Below are 15,832 nucleotides of genomic sequence, written 5' to 3'. Positions count from 1 at the left end.
AAATAAGAGCCAGGCGTCGCCTGGCTTTTCTATAAATAGGTATATTTCATGCTGTTAATGATAGATAACTATGATTCGTTTACTTACAACCTTGTGCAATATTTTCAACGTCTTGATGTTGAAGTCAAAGTTGTTCGTAATAATGAGATTTCGGTATCTGCAATAGCAAACCTAAAACCCCAGTATGTAGTTATATCGCCAGGCCCTTGTTCACCTAATGAAGCGGGTATTTCACTTGAGGTTGTTAGTCGCTTAAAGGGACAATTTCCGATTCTTGGAATTTGTCTCGGCCATCAAACTATTGCGCAAGCGCTTGGTGGAAATGTGGTGCGTGCAGAGCGTGTGATGCATGGCAAAACATCAAAAATAATCCATACTAATCAAGGGGTATTTAGTGGTTTACCCATGCCACTGGAAGTTTGCCGCTACCATTCGCTGGTAGTCGAAAAGGCGAGTTTGCCAAAAGAGCTTAAAGTAACAGCTTGGAGTCAAACAGCGGAGAGTGTGGAAAACGAAATTATGGGTATCCAACATGAAAGCATGGCGCTTGAAGGGGTGCAATTTCACCCTGAAGCAATTTTGACTGAGTCAGGCTTAGCACTCTTGAATAACTTTATAACCAAATATCGGTAAAGAACGGCTTAATGAATACAGCAATAAAGCAAAAGTGGCAGATTGAGATGTTGCTTGGCAGATTTCATGATTTACTGCTGGGACAAAAGTTCGCCCAGCAGCAAATAGGCTATATTCATACTCTTGATATTGATTACGGTGAACCATTACCGATTCGCAAACTATTAGAAGTTGAGCAAGTTGCAGCGAAAGCGCGGGAAAAAATAGATTCAAAAAATGCGCAATTTATCGTTGATGTCAATGCGGATCTACACCAACAAATAGAAGATGAAATTGATAAACTAATAAACGATATTGATTATATCTATAAAGAAATTATTCAAATACAAGATAATATACCGGCTACATTGGATATTCTGGCTGTTAAATCAGCCTCAGTAGGTCGGATTGACCCACTAATTAATGACCTTCACTGGCTTGGTGAAGATATTTTAAAGTTAATAAACCTCCCGCAATATCGCCAAGAGAAAGATCCTGCAAAAGCGGTTCGCGTAGATAATGTCTCACTTGCGCTACGTTATATAGGCTTAGATAATTTAAAGCTGATAGTACCAACATTCTCATTAAAGCACTGGACACCGCACAGTACCGCTCCCTTTGATATGCTTAAACGAAAACTTTGGGAAACAGGTATGGCTGCGGGTATTGCATCGCGTAAATTAGCAGAAATAAGTAATCAGGACCCATATCAACCCTTTGTGCTTGGCATGTTCCATGGCGTTGGGAATATGGCGCTCATTAGGCTTTATTTGCGATTATTTGATGTGATATGGGAGAAAAATGCACGAGAAGCAAGAGAAAACGGTCAAAAAGAACGTCACTCTGCGCTTTCCGAGTTACAACCTGATGCGCTTTTCTTACGAAATTTATTGGTTGAAAAAGGTCCGACTGTATCATGTGCATTGATTGAGCAAATGTCACTTAAATATATTCCGATCGCATCAGCAATGCGCGAAATCGCCGAAAATACAGTCTTTACTGAATGTACGCCACTGGCACAGACCGTACTTAAAGGGCGAGCTTATAGCCACTATAAGTTTTTACAAAAGCATGCACTTATTGAGCCTGATGAGGCAAAAGCACTTTTTACGTTTTACAAATTCAGTGCGAATGAGCTTAAATTATTGGCGAGCACCAGTTTGCAAAACTTACAATTACGCATTGAGCGTTAATCTTTCTTTATTTTTCACAATTTTTTTACGCCTATTCATGCAAGATGAATAAATTTCATTAATTTAACTAATTACTAGCCTGTATAGCAACGTGTGATAGAACACTCATCAATAAATTAAAATAGTTATTCATATAACATGAAAATTTATACGAAACCCTTGAATTTAAAGGTGTTGGAGCTATTTTTAATGGAGACAGTTGGGGATTTTTCTGGAATAATGATAGTCCGAATTTTGCCCGATATAGCGGGCTTAGGTGTCACAAAAGTGTAATTAAGCCATGTGAACCTAAAAATTGATGAGGAGTAAACATGACAGTTTCAAGAGCATTATTTGACCAAGTAATGGTACCTAACTATTCACCTTCTGCGGTAATTCCAGTTAAAGGTGAAGGTTCACGTGTATGGGATCAACAAGATAACGAGTATGTCGACTTTGCTGGAGGCATTGCGGTTAATTGCTTAGGTCACTGTCATCCTGCGCTTGTTTCAGCACTGAAGGAACAAGGCGAAAAGCTATGGCATTTATCAAATGTGTGGGCTAATGAGCCATCACTTCGCTTAGCGGAAAAGTTAACGAAAGCAACATTCGCTGAAAAAGTATATTTTGCAAACTCTGGCGCAGAAGCAAACGAAGCTGCATTAAAACTTGCACGTCGTTGGGCACTTGATAAATTCGGTGCCGAAAAATCACAAATTATATCATTCAACAAAGGCTTCCACGGCCGTACATTCTTCACTGTAACAGTTGGCGGTCAAGCTGCTTATTCTGATGGTTTTGGCCCTAAACCTGGTGATATTGCACACGCTGATTACAATGACCTAGCATCATTTGAAGCACTTATTTCTGATAATACATGTGCTGTTATGCTTGAACCTCTTCAAGGTGAAGGTGGTGTAGTAAGCCCGACAAAAGAATTTATCCAAGGTGTTCGCGAGTTATGTGACAAACACAACGCGCTACTTATTTTTGACGAAGTACAAACAGGTGTAGGTCGTACAGGTGATTTATACGCTTACCAAGGATTAGGTGTAACACCTGATATCTTATCAACAGCAAAAGCGCTTGGTGGTGGTTTTCCTATTGGTGCAATGCTAACAACAACAGAAATTGCGAAGCACCTTAAAGTAGGTACGCACGGTTCAACTTATGGTGGTAACCCATTAGCATGTGCAGTTGCAGAAGCCGCATTCGATACTGTTAATACAACAGAAGTACTTGAAGGTGTTACTGCAAAAGAAGCGTTATTCAGAGAGCTACTTGCTGAAATTAATGCTGAATTTAACGTATTTGCAGAAGTGCGTGGTAAAGGTTTATTACTAGGTTTAGCACTTAACGACGAATACAAAGGTCGTGCGAAAGAATTTATGACGGCTGGTGTAGAACATGGCGTAATGGCGCTTGTAGCAGGCGCTGATGTTGTTCGTTTCACGCCTTCATTAGTAATTCCTGAAGCTGATATCCGTGAAGGTATGGCTCGTTTTGCTAAAGCTGTAGCACAAGTTGTTAATGGCTAAGAGCAAAGGTAGAAAAGCAGCATTTTGCTGCTTTTCTTAATTTTACTATAGGGGCTACCAATGATTATCGTTCGTCCGATTAAAAGCTCGGATTATCCAGCTTTAATGAAGATTGCTGAGGATTCAGGCCATGGCTTCACGTCTTTGCCGCAAAATGAAGAACTGCTTAAATCTAAAATAGCGCGTTCTGAAAACAGTTTTAACAAATCTGTATCACATCCTGAAGATGAAGGTTACTTATTTGTGATGGAAGACCTATCAACGGGTGACGTTGTCGGTACTTCTGCAATTGAGGCTGCGGTTGGTTTAGATGACGCATTTTACCATTATCACTTAAGTAAGGTGATCCACTCATCACGTGAACTTAACGTTTACAAAGCAGTAGATATTCTTACCTTGTGTAATGATTATACAGGTGCAACTGAGTTATGTACTTTGTATCTTCAAGATCACTACCGTAAAGGTGGAAATGGTAAGTTGTTATCCAAAATGCGTTTTATGTTCATGAAAGCGCATGCTGAACGTTTCGCTAATAAAGTATTGGCTGAAATGCGTGGTGTGTCTGATGAAAATGGCGAAAGCCCATTTTGGCAATGGCTTGAAGAACACTTCTTTTCAATGGATTTTCCAACGGCTGATTACCTAACGGGTATTGGTCAAAAGGTCTTTATTGCCGAGCTGATGCCGAAATACCCAATCTATGTCAATCTGTTAAGTAAAGATGCACAAGCTGTGATTGGGCAAGTACACGAAAAAACACGCCCGGCAATTGAATTGCTAAAAAGTGAAGGTTTTACCTTTAATGGCTATGTTGATATTTTCGATGCTGGACCGACAGTTGAAGCTGATGTCAGCAACATCAAAACAATTCGTGATTGCCAAAATCGTAAAGTGATTATTGGCGAGATGAATGCTGATGCTCAGCAAAGTTATATGCTTTCAAATCATAAGTTGGTTGACTTTAGGGCATTACTATCGACAATGACCTTGGATGCAAGCAGTGACACTATTACTCTGTCAGCTGAACTTGCAAATGCGCTACATGTTTCTGAAGGTGATGTGATTACTGTCGCACCACTTTAAATAGTTAGGAGAAATTGAGATGACTCACGCCGCTCAGTTTATAAATGGCCAGTGGTTAGCTGGTGAAGGAGCTGAATTTAGCTCGTTAAACCCTGCAAAAGGGGAAGTAATTTGGTCAGCAACTGCTGCAACTGCAGAGCAAGTTGACGCTGCAATTAAAGCTGCTCGCGAAGCGTTCTATAGCTGGACTGATTTAACATTTGAACAACGCTTAGAGATTGTTAAGAAATTTGCTGAACAGCTTGCTGAAAATAAAGATGAGTTAGCGAATGCTATCGCTCTTGAAACCGGTAAACCACTTTGGGAAACGGCAACGGAAGTTGGCGCAATGATTGGTAAAATCGGTATTTCTGAAAAAGCGTATTTAGAGCGCACAGGCACAGTTGAAAACCCGATGCCTCAAGGCCGTGCTGTGATCCGTCACAAAGCCCATGGTGTTGTAGCGGTATTTGGTCCTTATAACTTCCCTGGTCACTTACCTAACGGTCACATAGTACCTGCGCTATTAGCCGGTAATACGGTTATCTTTAAACCGTCTGAACTTACGCCAATGGTTGCTGAGTTAACACTTAAGCTGTGGGAAAAAGCAGGCTTACCTAAAGGCGTTATTAACCTAGTACAAGGTGAAGTTGAAACTGGTAAGGCACTTGCGTCTCACCGTGGTATTGATGGTTTGTTCTTTACAGGTTCATCGCGCACAGGTCACTTAATTCACCAGCAGTATGGTGGTCAGCCTGGTAAGATCCTAGCACTTGAAATGGGGGGTAATAACCCGCTTATCGTTAAAGATGCGGCAGACACCAATGCTGTTGTTCACGATATTATCCAATCAGCGTTCGTATCGAGCGGTCAACGTTGTACGTGTGCACGTAAGTTATTTTTACCAGCTGGTGAGCAAGGTGATGTTATTCTTACCAAGCTTATTGAAGCGACAAAAGCAATCAAAGTTGGTTTTTTCGACGATGAAGAACAGCCGTTTATGGGGTCAATGATCTCTGAAGCAGCTGCTAAGTCGATGATGGACGCTCAAGCGCAACTACAATCTCTTGGTGGTGAATCATTGATTGAAATGACACACACTGCGGGTACAGGCTTTGTAACGCCAGCAATTATTGAGTGTACTAATATTACTGATTTCCCAGATGATGAGCACTTTGGCCCATTATTGAAAGTATTCCGTTATACAGACTTTGATGCTGCGATCGAGAAAGGCAACGACACTGATTATGGCTTATCGGCAGGTTTATTAAGCGATAATGCTGCTGATTATGATCACTTCTTACGTCGCATCCGTGCGGGTATTGTAAACTGGAACCGTCCAATTACTGGCGCATCAAGTGCGGCACCATTTGGTGGTATTGGCGCTTCAGGTAACCACAGAGCGAGTGCTTACTACGCGGCAGATTACTGTGCGTACCCAGTTGCATCAGTAGAATTAGAAAAGGTTGCTATGCCAGCAACATTAAGCCCAGGTATTAAAATTTAGTACTTGGTTTAATTAAAAAAGCAGCGCAAGCTGCTTTTTTTATGTCTATAGTTAGTGTGATATTAGTTAAATTGCTACGACATCAGGGTAGTTTACTAATGAAAAAGTATAGGCTAGCAATCTCGAAGCTAATCTGCTTAAAATAGAAACAAATTATGATGAAGTAGTAGGGCAAATAATGGTAATTGATAAGCAAGGTTATGATGAGCTCATTATGTATTTAACAGAACATTTATCCTTGTTCGAAAAGCCTGGCGAAGTGCGCCCCGGTGCGCCTACGGTAATGGCACTGATTGAGGACGATATTGCTGAGCAAATAATTAACCTTTGCATGCAGCATGAAGATTTAAGTGTTGATGACCGCAGCCTGATTATGCGCGAGGTTGATGGTATTGTGTATGATCTACAAGAAGTATTGTCAGGCGTGATTAATCAACCAGTAACTATTGAGCAACATGCATTTATTGATGAGTTTGCAGGTTTAGTTAAAAACTTATTCGATTCAGCTGTGTCATAACGCTATCTCAACAAATCCGTTAACCTCTTTTTATTGCTATCTTTTTTTGCTTGCATACAATCGTTGTTAGATTAACAAATAAGAGTGTAAATAATGCAAGCAAATGTTAAATGGGTAGATGGTGATACTTTTGTCGGTTTATCACATTCCGGACACAATGTCGTATTTGATACTGGCAGTGATAGTGCAGCGCCAAGCCCAATGGAAATGGTGTTAATGTCGGCAGGTTGTTGCTCTTCGGTCGACGTTGTTAGTATTTTACAAAAATCGAAACAAAACTTTTCAAACCTTGAAGTAAAACTCTCTGCAGAGCGAGCAGAAACAACACCAAGAGTTTTTACTAAAATTAATCTACACTTTGTTGTTACTGGTAAAGATGTCTCAGAAAAACACCTTTCCAGAGCGATTAGTTTGTCTGCAGAAAAATACTGCTCTGTTGCACTAATGCTGGATAAAACCGTAGATATTACACATAGCTACGAGATCGTAGAAGAATAGCGAAAATAGTCCTTTTGCGCGGGTGGATTTTCATATAAAATCCGCCATCTTCAAATGCGAAATCGCGATTATTTTATACAATTGAGGGTGGTTTACAGTGCCAAAGCCATTTAAAAAATTAAAGCTACACGGTTTTAATAATCTGACAAAAAGCCTTAGCTTTAGTATATATGATGTGTGTTATGCAAAAACACCAGAGCAACGTAAAGAATACATTGAGTATATTGACGAACAGTATAGTGCTGAACGCCTGACCGATATTCTAGGTGAAGTTGTAGATATTATTGGTGCAAATATTCTCAATGTAGCGCGTCAAGATTATGACCCTCAAGGCGCTAGTGTAACTATTTTAATCTCAGAAGAGCCTGTTGCTGATGCGACTGCTCAACAAGAAGAGCCAGGTCCACTTCCGGATTCTGTAGTAGCACACTTAGATAAAAGCCATATTTGTGTACATACCTACCCTGAAGAACACCCTCATGATGGTATTTGTACATTCCGTGCTGATATTGAAGTGTCGACCTGTGGCGTTATCTCACCACTGAAGGCATTAAATTTCTTAATTCACTCTCTAGAATCAGATATTGTAACAATCGACTATCGTGTGCGTGGCTTTACCCGTGATGTTGATGGTAAAAAGCATTACATTGACCATGATATTAATTCAATTCAAAACTTTATGTCGGAAGATACTCAAGATGCGTATCAGATGATCGATGTGAACATGTATCAGGAAAACTTATTCCATACGAAAATGTTACTTAAAGAAACCGATCTGAATACATATTTATTTGGCATCACAACAGATGATCTATCTGAAGAAGAACAGGTGGAAATTCGTCATAAGCTGACACGAGAAATGCACGAAATATTTTACGGCAGGAACTACCCAGCTGACTCAGCAGTTTAATAAAAAAGGCGCTTTTAGCGCCTTTTTTTATATCGAATTAGTGTCTTATTTTAACTTCAAAAGACTACTTATCAGTTTTGATTACTTTTGGAGGTACTCTCACAGGTGGTTTTCCTAAAGAGCCAACATCAGTTACATCACTGACTGCTTGGTTTGTATCATTGGCAATATCATTTATCTGAAGTTGCATTGCAAAGTATAAAATTAAGCTAATCATCTTTGTTCTCTATTGTTATTGCAATTAAAGTATGAACTGCGATCAAAGCACTTGTTTATTAATCAAGCGCAAACAATGATTGCTCATTTTTTGCTCTGCATCTACCGTTAAGGGCATTGAAATATAAACAAATGTAAACAAGCTCAAATATTTTAAAGGAATCAGCTTTATAAAGTTTATTAATAATCGAACTGAATGCCCAAAGATACACTGAGTCCTCGCATATAATCCTGCCCGTCAATTTCAACGGTATCAAGCGTTGATGCAACATCTAAATTGATAAACTTCATAAACGTTAACCCAGCATTCAAGTAGGCTAGCTCTGAGCCTGCTAAATTACGACTAAAGCCCACTCGAGCGCTGGGTAACCACCAACTATCTGCGGCATAACCTGCGGTGAAGTTAAGCCATTGGAATTTATCAAGCATAGGGTCGTTAATGGCATTAGCATCTACTTCAAGGCTAAAACTCCATTTATGATCTTCACTGAATAGAGCGCCTTGCAAAGTAAGTTGGCGTTCTAGTGTAAATCGCTCATTTTTGTCGAGTTGCTGAAGTACATAAGGGGAATTAAAGCGGCGTCTATCAATTTGTGGAAAACGATAGTCGCTTTCTATGGCATTTTTCAAATGGCCAGCAATAAGGTAATTGTTACTTGCAAATGACAACCCAAAATCAACATCAAAGCCATGTTGATAACTGTAATCGCCATTCTTTATATCATCGAAAATGGCTTCGGCATCTTCTAAGTCGCCAATTCGTACCCCTAAACTTGTCATACCAATATTGAAATAAGTAGGTTTAACGCCCCAATATAATGTGCCGTAATCGTTTTCATATTGAGCGCGCGAGTAGGATAAATTGACCTTACTAATCCGAGCCGATTTCACAAGTAACAGGCTATCGTTTGTGACGATTAATTTAACCCCTTTATTTTGTGGGTTATACAGCATTTTTAATCCAGCACTTAAGTCCAGTTCTTGAATTCCATCATCTTCATCAAAATCAGGTATTCGCATTAACTCATTTTTTGCTTGCTCAGCATCAAATTGGATCTGCTCTAAAATGCCCTCAGCTTTTGAGTAGCCTGTGTAACTCGTGCCGAGTAATACCGTGCCACCATAAAAATCCGAACTTAGCAAAAACGGAGCTTCTAAGCCTAATTCAGCTTTACCGTAACCTTCAGTCGCAATCAGCGCAAGTAAGCTTGCTAGTGATACCACTTCATTTTTTAAGATATCTAATCGATCTTCTAAGTTAGGGTATGTTTCAAATAATTTATCCCAGTCGATGAGTTCGGGTGTCTCTATGGGGTTAGTTGGTGTTCCTGGAGGGGGTTCTGATTGTTCAAAGTCACCAGATAATTTATTGTATGCTTCAAAAAGCTCGTCCAAATTACCATATTCGAGTGATGCAGTGCCATTGAGCATTGCACCTGTCATTACATGGTTATCATCACGTTTAACAACCAAGGCGGTGTTTGCTGGATTAGCATCGCTAGTTAAAGCCCGTTGCGAAAAATTTAATTTAGTATGTTTAGATTGAATGTTTGCAAGTGCAAAGTTAAAGATACAGCTAGAGATGCACAGTACAATGATGGAATAGGGCAATATCTTTCGCATATTAAAAATCTTTAATTAGAAGATAGGCTTAAAAGTATACTCAAGAATAAAATGTATACACAATGAATTGCTACAAGTAATTTAAATTATTGTAATTGTGAAAGAAAATACAAAAGGGAGTGTTATAGAAAAATGGTGGCCCCACCCTGACTTGAACCATTATATGGGGTAAATGACTTTTCAAAAAGAAGTTGATACTGTCCGTCCGTTTCGTGAATAGCTTCCAGTGTGAGCTTTAGGTAGCATATCCTGTCTTTGATGTGGTACTCTTAAAATGTAACCTTTAGGTTGTATTTATTTCTAAACACTCTCTGACCTGTCTAATTAAATCAGTTCACCGATTGAAAAACTGGTAACAGTCAGGTCAAGTCTGAGCTAGTATATTTTATTTTTCTTACTTTTTAACTTCAATTAGCTTCCCATTTGACAAAGTGTAAACTTTGTCGGCACTTGAAATGGTTTCGGGTCTATGAGCCACCATTATTCTAGTTATATTTAAAGATTTAATTTTATCATTGATCATTTTTTCGAGGGAGATATCTAGATGACTAGTTGCTTCATCAAGGAATAATATTTTGGGCTCTTTATATAATGCTCTAGCTAATAGGATTCTTTGCTTCTGACCACCAGAAAGAACAGAGCCCATTTCACCAATTAATGAATCAAAGCCCATTGGCATTTTGATAATATCCTCATAAACCCCTGCATTTTTAGCGCATTCCTCGACTTTATCGAATTTAATATGTGTATCAAAAAAGCTGATATTTTCTCTAATTGAGCCAGATATCAATTGATCATCTTGCATTACGGCTGCTATTTGGCTTCTATAATTCTCTATCCCTAAATGATTTATTTCTTGACCATCAATTAATAAGTTTCCTCTTTGAACTCTAAAAATACCCATCAGTAATTTTAATAATGTTGATTTACCTACTCCTGACGGGCCAGTAATTGCTATAGATGAACCAGCATCAATTTTTAATGATAAGTTTTCAAAAATATATGGCTCATCGCTGGTATATCGATAGCCAATGTTATCTATCATTAAGTTACCTTTTATTAATCTTTTGTTTTGAATTCTTTTGCCAGTATTTTCTTTATCAGTCAATGCAATGTCTGCAATTCTACCAAGGTGTAAGTTCAACATTTTAATCTCTAGTAATTTTTCTATGAGAGCTATCATTCGACTCGAAAACTGCTGTTTGTACGACATAAATGCCATCATCATACCTATAGTTAATCCACCAGCCATAACAGCCTTTGCAGCTAAAAAAATTATTATGATTTTTTCAAATCCAAAAATGCTGTTATTGAGAGTTGTAAAGAGGATGTTTAATTTGCCAAGTTTAATAGTTGCATTAATATTGTCTGCATAGCAGTTTTGCCACTTTATTTCTCTTTTAGATTCACCATTAAATAGCTTTATACTTTGAACACTTCTTACTGTTTCCATAAAGTTTGTGTTCTCTTTGGCTGCAGTAACAATAGAGTCTTCAGTTAACCTCTTCATTGGTGAGAACAAAACTAATCTTAAAAGAGCATATAAAAGAACCGCCGATATGACTACTAAGCTTAGTTGAGGACTATAGATATATATTAGAATTAGGGTTGATAATGCCATTAAAGCATCAACTAATATTTCAACTAAACCTGTAGTTATTATTTTATTAATAGAATCTAATGATTCGAAACGCGAGACTATATCTCCTGTATGTCTTTTTTCAAAAAAACTAAGTGGGAGTCTTAGCAGATGTCTAAAAAGGTTTGATGCAAGTTGAATACTCAAAATACTGCTTAGGTGTAGTGTCACTAAAGACCTAAACGCAGTAGTTAATATGTTGATAATTGTTAGTAATGCAAACCCTAAAGCTAAGACTATCAGCAAGTTATAATCATGACTAAGTACTACTTCATCTAAAACTAATTGAAGATAATATGGACTGGCAAGAGCAACAAACTGTAGAATTAAGGATAAGAATAGAATTCTTAATAACGCGGGAATAAGGCCTATCATTTTATTCCACAAGTCTTGAATTTTTACCTTTTGTCTAACATCTTCCTTTTTAAATTCACTTGTTGGTGTTAATTCTAAAGCTACACCTGTGAAATGTTTAGAAACTTCATTATAGCTCAACCTTCTGAGCCCAATTGCAGGGTCATGAATTTCAATATAATTTTTGGTCGCTTTTTTTAAGACAACAAAATGGTTTAAGTCCCAGTGAAGAATTGAAGGTTGTTTGAGGTTTGTTAATTCATGTAATTCTAACCTAAGCGCCCTAGAGGATAGCTCTAGCTCATCAGAAATCGAAATGAGCTGATGTAATGTTGAACCTTTCAGAGATGTTTCAAATCGCTTTCTTAAATAATTAATATCTACTTTCTTACCAAAAAAGCTACTAATCATAACAATACAAGCAATACCACACTCAGATAATTCTGACTGGATTATCTGAGGAAGTTTGTTTGATGAATTGAAATTTACTAGAGATAGCAGACTAACATTATTTTCCAATTTAGAATTTCCCTGTGATGCTAAAGATTGGTTCAAGCAACCACTCTAAAAGAGTTCTGCGTTCCAAGATTATATCGGCTTCAAGCAGCATTCCTGCTTGTAGTTCAGATTTACGTCCATATAATGATACTGCCTGATCTTCTAATTTTACTTTCACTTTATATACAGGCTCTTTAATTTCAATTGGTACAAGAAGTTCACCAGGCAAAATGACAGACTTTGAGACTTCAGAGATGATGCCTTTTGCAACACCAAACCGTTGATATGGGAAAGCCTCATACCTAATTCTCGTGATCTGATTTTTATTTATAAATCCATATGATCTTGTTGGAATTAATAATTCAGCTTCTAAATGTGAATCTTTTGGTATTAACGAAAGTGAAGGAATATGTGAAAAGACCATTTCCCCCGAAGAAACTTGTATAGAAGTAACCTTACCTGCACTTGGCGATAACACATCAAGTGATGTTTTTTCGCTAATATCTTCTTTTCGTAAGGTTAATTCAGAAATCATTTTATTAATGTTAAGTAATTGCTTTTCGAATTCTATTGGTAAAGATTCTAAAGCTATATTTTTCAAGTTTAATAATTCGAGTTGCTTTTCACGATGTGATTCATTTACAGCTATATCGCCAATGATGCTTAAATAAGCCTCTTCTTGTTCATTGAAAAGCTCTTCTGAGATGTTATTCTTCTCATGTAATCTGAGAAACTTTTTTCTTCTTTCTTTGTTTATTTTGAGCCGCTTTTTTAAAGCATTAATTTGGGTGTCAAGAGTAATAAATGATTTCTTTAAATATTTGATAGACTCTTCTAGTTCTTTTTTCTTTAAATCATTTAAGTTCTTTAATATAACTTTCTGTTTCGTCGCATCTTTAATCTGTTTTTCAAGTTCTAATATTAAGTTTTCGCTTCCTTGAGTACTCATAATATTTTCACTTTTTATACTAAAAAGTTTTTGACCTTGTTCTACAAAATCTCCTTCAGATATAAAAATATTGTCAACAATTCCACCTCTATGAGGGTAAACCTTTTTAAGACCTAAGTTTGGTGTAAGGTACCCTTTGACTACTTCCTTTCTATTTAATGAAGCAAAAGACAAAAAAAGGACGATTAGTGCTGTTATTAATGTTAAATAAAAAGTAATAGTCGTAAAATTTTGGGGTTGAGTAAGTATTACATTGCCTAAAATTTGTGACTTTTTATTTTCAATAACCTCATTTCTAAATAAGTTTGCCATATAACTTTTTTATCACTCTAAAACCATAAGAAATACTGCAAAGTTATTTTGTAGAGAGTGAATAATGAAACTCACAAAAAAACCACACAATATAGAATTTTCTTTCCAAACTAAAAATGCCAATGAAAATATATAGAATGGCAAAAAAGTAACTACTCCCCATACAGGGCTAACATATGAGTGCATTCCAGCCCAAATGACTGCAGAAATAGCAGAAGTTAAATGTATATTTTTAGAGAAACGATTAATAAACAAAATCCCTATTAATAGTAGTAAGGTCTCAACTAATGGCGTGAGAAAGCCTAAAATAATAATTAATTCTGTAAAGTTCCCTTCAAAACTTTTTCCGATATCTTCTGCTGGGAATATGATATTTAGGATCAAAAAGATTGAAATAGACGAGATCAGAGATATTAATAAAGATAAGGATATATAGCTAATAATGTTTTTTTTGTTCGATAAGTAGTTAATCACTTAGGTTCACTCGAAGAGATATGGGAGGGGTAATAAATTCCACCTCCCCAAGACATCTTAAGAACTAATCTTTGTCTTTATCAATCAATAAAGTAACAGTTTTGGTTTGTACGTTGACAGATATTGGAACGTTCATAACCAAATCATCCCAATCTGCATTCCAAGCACTCTCAGCTGCTGACTTGAGCTGGTCGTACAACATACCTCCGGCAATAGCTTCACCAAGCCACTTTAAGAATCGACCTCTAGATCCACCACTAACTTCGCAAATTTCCAACGCATTTAATTCACGCACGATGATTTTCCTTTTTTTAGATTGGTATTTATAAGGATATTCAGAGAATTGGCTAAGATTTTTTGCATATCCTTATGCTGTAGTTAGCAAGGAATTTGCTAACGAGTTAATAATAATACTCTTTGATATGGGTTTTAATACTTTGTTTACATTCATTTTCAAATTATTATCATACCTGCTGTTTGTTTTTTGGAGTGCCTATATAAATCTGCAAACTAGTTTTTGTTGTTTTAGGTGAAGGTTAATCAAAAATAATAAGTTGTTTTGAAATATACGCTTATTTGTCATTTCAGATAATTATGTACAGCAACAGTTTGTGGTGGCAGAATCTGATAAATTTGTGTCACCGATATTACCTACAGTGTACTCTGAGTTCAGCGACAGCAAGGATTGCTCAAATGGACCACGAGTCTATTTGAAATTCATAAATAATTGAACTGAAATTTAATTTGTTTATGACGCTATCTGGTTGTGTAGATAGCTGAATCTGAGCGGCAATGACTCATTGTGTGATAAAGGGGTGATGTAACCCGCTGTCAACCGGAAGTTAGGCGAGTTCGTTAAGCCAAAATGCTTTTCTAGACTGTGTAGTGGACGTCTATTCACGAAGTGGCTGACGTGCATTAAAATCAATACAAACTGTGCTGATGTTAGATCTGTTGGAAAAAGCATTATGGGCGCGAGGCAAACCGAATAGCGTGACCCATCACAGTGATTGGAGCAGCCAGTATGTTTCTATTCGTTACACTGAACGGTTAAGTGAAGCTGGCTGCAGCGCTTCTGTCGGCAGCGATGGAGATTCCTATGACAATTCGTTGGCTGAAACGATTAACGGCCTTTATAAGGCGAAGTGAACCACAAAGACGGTCCATGGAAATGTCTGGAACAAGTTGAACTAGTGACCTTAGATTTGGTTGACTGGTTTAACAATAAACGGTTACTGAGTTCTACTGGCGATTGAATATGAGGGAAATTACTATAGACAGCTGTCTGAACATTAGGCAGCTTAACTCAAATAAACAAACTATTAATTTACATATCCTGCCATTTAGCTCGGATATCTAAAAGCTTTCTCCTAAAAACAAATTCCACTTAGACATCAGGCATTCCATTTGTTAGCTTTATTAATGAGTATTTAGCTTGTATTCACTTGTTAAACTATTTTATTTTTGATTTAACCCGAAGTGCATGCTTATATACTGTTAACTGTATAAGACATGCTAGGAGAACTATGAATTTAAGAACAATCATTTTGGCGCTAGTCGCATTCGGATTAGTCGATATTCTGGGGATGACATTAGGAATTGAAGTTTTGAGTTCATCTTTGCTTGATGCTAGCAACGAAAACAAAATCATTTCTTTTGCAGTCAGATTTATAGCTATGTTGCTATTTTATTGGTTTTTAAGCCAAGTTACTAAGTGGTTATTCAAGAGCAACGTAAATTGAATCTTTTAGTTAATGGAAAATCCTCTTATGAACTGTTTCATTTTTTGGGGGAGTTACACTCCCAGTGTAAGCTCTAGGTAGCATATTCTGTCTTTTATGTGATTCCCTTCTAAATGCAACCTTAAAGTTGTATTTATCTCTAATAACACTTTCTGTCTTACTTCACTTTGAAAATAAATGACGTCTAGAGAATTGTTCACTTAAGGTAT

At 37.2% G+C, this 15,832-nt stretch carries 15 protein-coding genes and 1 pseudogene; 10 read left to right on the top strand and 6 right to left on the bottom strand.

Features of this window, described 5'->3' with window-relative positions:
- Nucleotides 1–48: 48 nt before the first annotated feature.
- The 8 genes from OM33_RS01390 to speD all read left to right on the top strand — a co-directional run bounded on the left by OM33_RS01390 (nucleotide 49) and on the right by speD (nucleotide 7,816).
- A complete protein-coding gene (locus OM33_RS01390) occupies nucleotides 49–633 on the top strand; it encodes an anthranilate synthase component II (protein WP_038637757.1) in 585 nt (194 codons plus the stop codon).
- Between the two features lie 11 nt (nucleotides 634–644).
- Nucleotides 645–1,805: an HDOD domain-containing protein gene (locus tag OM33_RS01385; RefSeq protein ID WP_038637753.1), complete on the top strand. Its 1,161-nt coding sequence runs from the start codon at nucleotides 645–647 to the stop codon at nucleotides 1,803–1,805.
- 311 nt (nucleotides 1,806–2,116) lie between these two features.
- Nucleotides 2,117–3,322 (top strand): aspartate aminotransferase family protein, encoded by a 1,206-nt coding sequence (locus tag OM33_RS01380; RefSeq protein WP_038637750.1) that lies wholly within the window; start codon nucleotides 2,117–2,119, stop codon nucleotides 3,320–3,322.
- 60 nt (nucleotides 3,323–3,382) lie between these two features.
- Nucleotides 3,383–4,405: an arginine N-succinyltransferase gene (astA, locus tag OM33_RS01375; protein ID WP_038637748.1), complete on the top strand. Its 1,023-nt coding sequence runs from the start codon at nucleotides 3,383–3,385 to the stop codon at nucleotides 4,403–4,405.
- A gap of 19 nt (nucleotides 4,406–4,424) precedes the next feature.
- The gene (gene astD, locus OM33_RS01370) at nucleotides 4,425–5,891 is read left to right on the top strand and encodes a succinylglutamate-semialdehyde dehydrogenase (protein WP_038637745.1); all 1,467 of its coding nucleotides are present in this window, start codon (nucleotides 4,425–4,427) and stop codon (nucleotides 5,889–5,891) included.
- Between the two features lie 178 nt (nucleotides 5,892–6,069).
- A complete protein-coding gene (locus OM33_RS01365) occupies nucleotides 6,070–6,408 on the top strand; it encodes a DUF3802 family protein (protein WP_038637743.1) in 339 nt (112 codons plus the stop codon).
- A 93-nt stretch (nucleotides 6,409–6,501) separates the two neighbouring features.
- Nucleotides 6,502–6,906 (top strand): OsmC family protein, encoded by a 405-nt coding sequence (locus OM33_RS01360; RefSeq protein ID WP_038637740.1) that lies wholly within the window; start codon nucleotides 6,502–6,504, stop codon nucleotides 6,904–6,906.
- A gap of 97 nt (nucleotides 6,907–7,003) precedes the next feature.
- Nucleotides 7,004–7,816: an adenosylmethionine decarboxylase gene (speD, locus tag OM33_RS01355; protein ID WP_038637736.1), complete on the top strand. Its 813-nt coding sequence runs from the start codon at nucleotides 7,004–7,006 to the stop codon at nucleotides 7,814–7,816.
- A 64-nt stretch (nucleotides 7,817–7,880) separates the two neighbouring features.
- On the opposite strand, the gene OM33_RS22460 is transcribed toward speD, so the two are convergent.
- From OM33_RS22460 to OM33_RS01330, 6 genes are all read right to left on the bottom strand, one after another.
- Nucleotides 7,881–8,033, bottom strand: coding sequence for a hypothetical protein (locus OM33_RS22460; protein WP_199922478.1), 153 nt, complete (start codon nucleotides 8,031–8,033; stop codon nucleotides 7,881–7,883).
- Nucleotides 8,034–8,212: 179 nt separating this feature from the next.
- Complete coding sequence (gene traF / locus OM33_RS01350) at nucleotides 8,213–9,655, bottom strand: conjugal transfer protein TraF (protein ID WP_052140855.1); 1,443 nt, start codon at nucleotides 9,653–9,655, stop codon at nucleotides 8,213–8,215.
- Nucleotides 9,656–10,049: 394 nt separating this feature from the next.
- Nucleotides 10,050–12,167: a peptidase domain-containing ABC transporter gene (locus tag OM33_RS01345; protein WP_038642873.1), complete on the bottom strand. Its 2,118-nt coding sequence runs from the start codon at nucleotides 12,165–12,167 to the stop codon at nucleotides 10,050–10,052.
- 1 nt (nucleotide 12,168) lies between these two features.
- Nucleotides 12,169–13,407: an HlyD family efflux transporter periplasmic adaptor subunit gene (locus OM33_RS01340; RefSeq protein WP_038637734.1), complete on the bottom strand. Its 1,239-nt coding sequence runs from the start codon at nucleotides 13,405–13,407 to the stop codon at nucleotides 12,169–12,171.
- Between the two features lie 12 nt (nucleotides 13,408–13,419).
- Entirely contained in the window at nucleotides 13,420–13,881 is a 462-nt protein-coding gene (locus OM33_RS22455; RefSeq protein WP_234402716.1) for a hypothetical protein, read from the bottom strand.
- 64 nt (nucleotides 13,882–13,945) lie between these two features.
- Nucleotides 13,946–14,176 carry a hypothetical protein gene (locus OM33_RS01330; RefSeq protein ID WP_038637728.1) on the bottom strand — a complete coding sequence of 77 codons (231 nt, stop codon included), beginning with the start codon at nucleotides 14,174–14,176 and terminating at the stop codon, nucleotides 13,946–13,948.
- A 617-nt stretch (nucleotides 14,177–14,793) separates the two neighbouring features.
- On the opposite strand from OM33_RS01330, the pseudogene OM33_RS22710 reads away from it, so the two are divergent.
- Nucleotides 14,794–15,177, top strand: a pseudogene (locus OM33_RS22710) (integrase core domain-containing protein); the annotation flags it as partial.
- 230 nt (nucleotides 15,178–15,407) lie between these two features.
- A complete protein-coding gene (locus OM33_RS01320; protein ID WP_038637725.1) occupies nucleotides 15,408–15,623 on the top strand; it encodes a hypothetical protein in 216 nt (71 codons plus the stop codon).
- Nucleotides 15,624–15,832: the final 209 nt, after the last annotated feature.

Origin of the sequence: Pseudoalteromonas piratica, assembly GCF_000788395.1 — a bacterium.
Classification (GTDB): domain Bacteria; phylum Pseudomonadota; class Gammaproteobacteria; order Enterobacterales; family Alteromonadaceae; genus Pseudoalteromonas; species Pseudoalteromonas piratica.
Note: the sequence above shows the minus strand (reverse complement) of the source record. Positions and strands in the feature narration are given on the sequence as shown.

Excerpts from the sequence above, each read along its gene's own strand:
- OM33_RS01390 (WP_038637757.1), top strand. The coding sequence starts at position 49 with ATGCTGTTAATGATAGATAACTATGATTCGTTTACTTACAACCTTGTG.
- OM33_RS01385 (WP_038637753.1), top strand. The coding sequence starts at position 645 with ATGAATACAGCAATAAAGCAAAAGTGGCAGATTGAGATGTTGCTTGGC.
- OM33_RS01380 (WP_038637750.1), top strand. The coding sequence starts at position 2,117 with ATGACAGTTTCAAGAGCATTATTTGACCAAGTAATGGTACCTAACTAT.
- astA (WP_038637748.1), top strand. The coding sequence starts at position 3,383 with ATGATTATCGTTCGTCCGATTAAAAGCTCGGATTATCCAGCTTTAATG.
- astD (WP_038637745.1), top strand. The coding sequence starts at position 4,425 with ATGACTCACGCCGCTCAGTTTATAAATGGCCAGTGGTTAGCTGGTGAA.
- OM33_RS01365 (WP_038637743.1), top strand. The coding sequence starts at position 6,070 with ATGGTAATTGATAAGCAAGGTTATGATGAGCTCATTATGTATTTAACA.
- OM33_RS01360 (WP_038637740.1), top strand. The coding sequence starts at position 6,502 with ATGCAAGCAAATGTTAAATGGGTAGATGGTGATACTTTTGTCGGTTTA.
- OM33_RS22460 (WP_199922478.1), bottom strand. The coding sequence starts at position 8,033 with ATGATTAGCTTAATTTTATACTTTGCAATGCAACTTCAGATAAATGAT.
- traF (WP_052140855.1), bottom strand. The coding sequence starts at position 9,655 with ATGCGAAAGATATTGCCCTATTCCATCATTGTACTGTGCATCTCTAGC.
- OM33_RS01340 (WP_038637734.1), bottom strand. The coding sequence starts at position 13,407 with ATGGCAAACTTATTTAGAAATGAGGTTATTGAAAATAAAAAGTCACAA.
- OM33_RS01320 (WP_038637725.1), top strand. The coding sequence starts at position 15,408 with ATGAATTTAAGAACAATCATTTTGGCGCTAGTCGCATTCGGATTAGTC.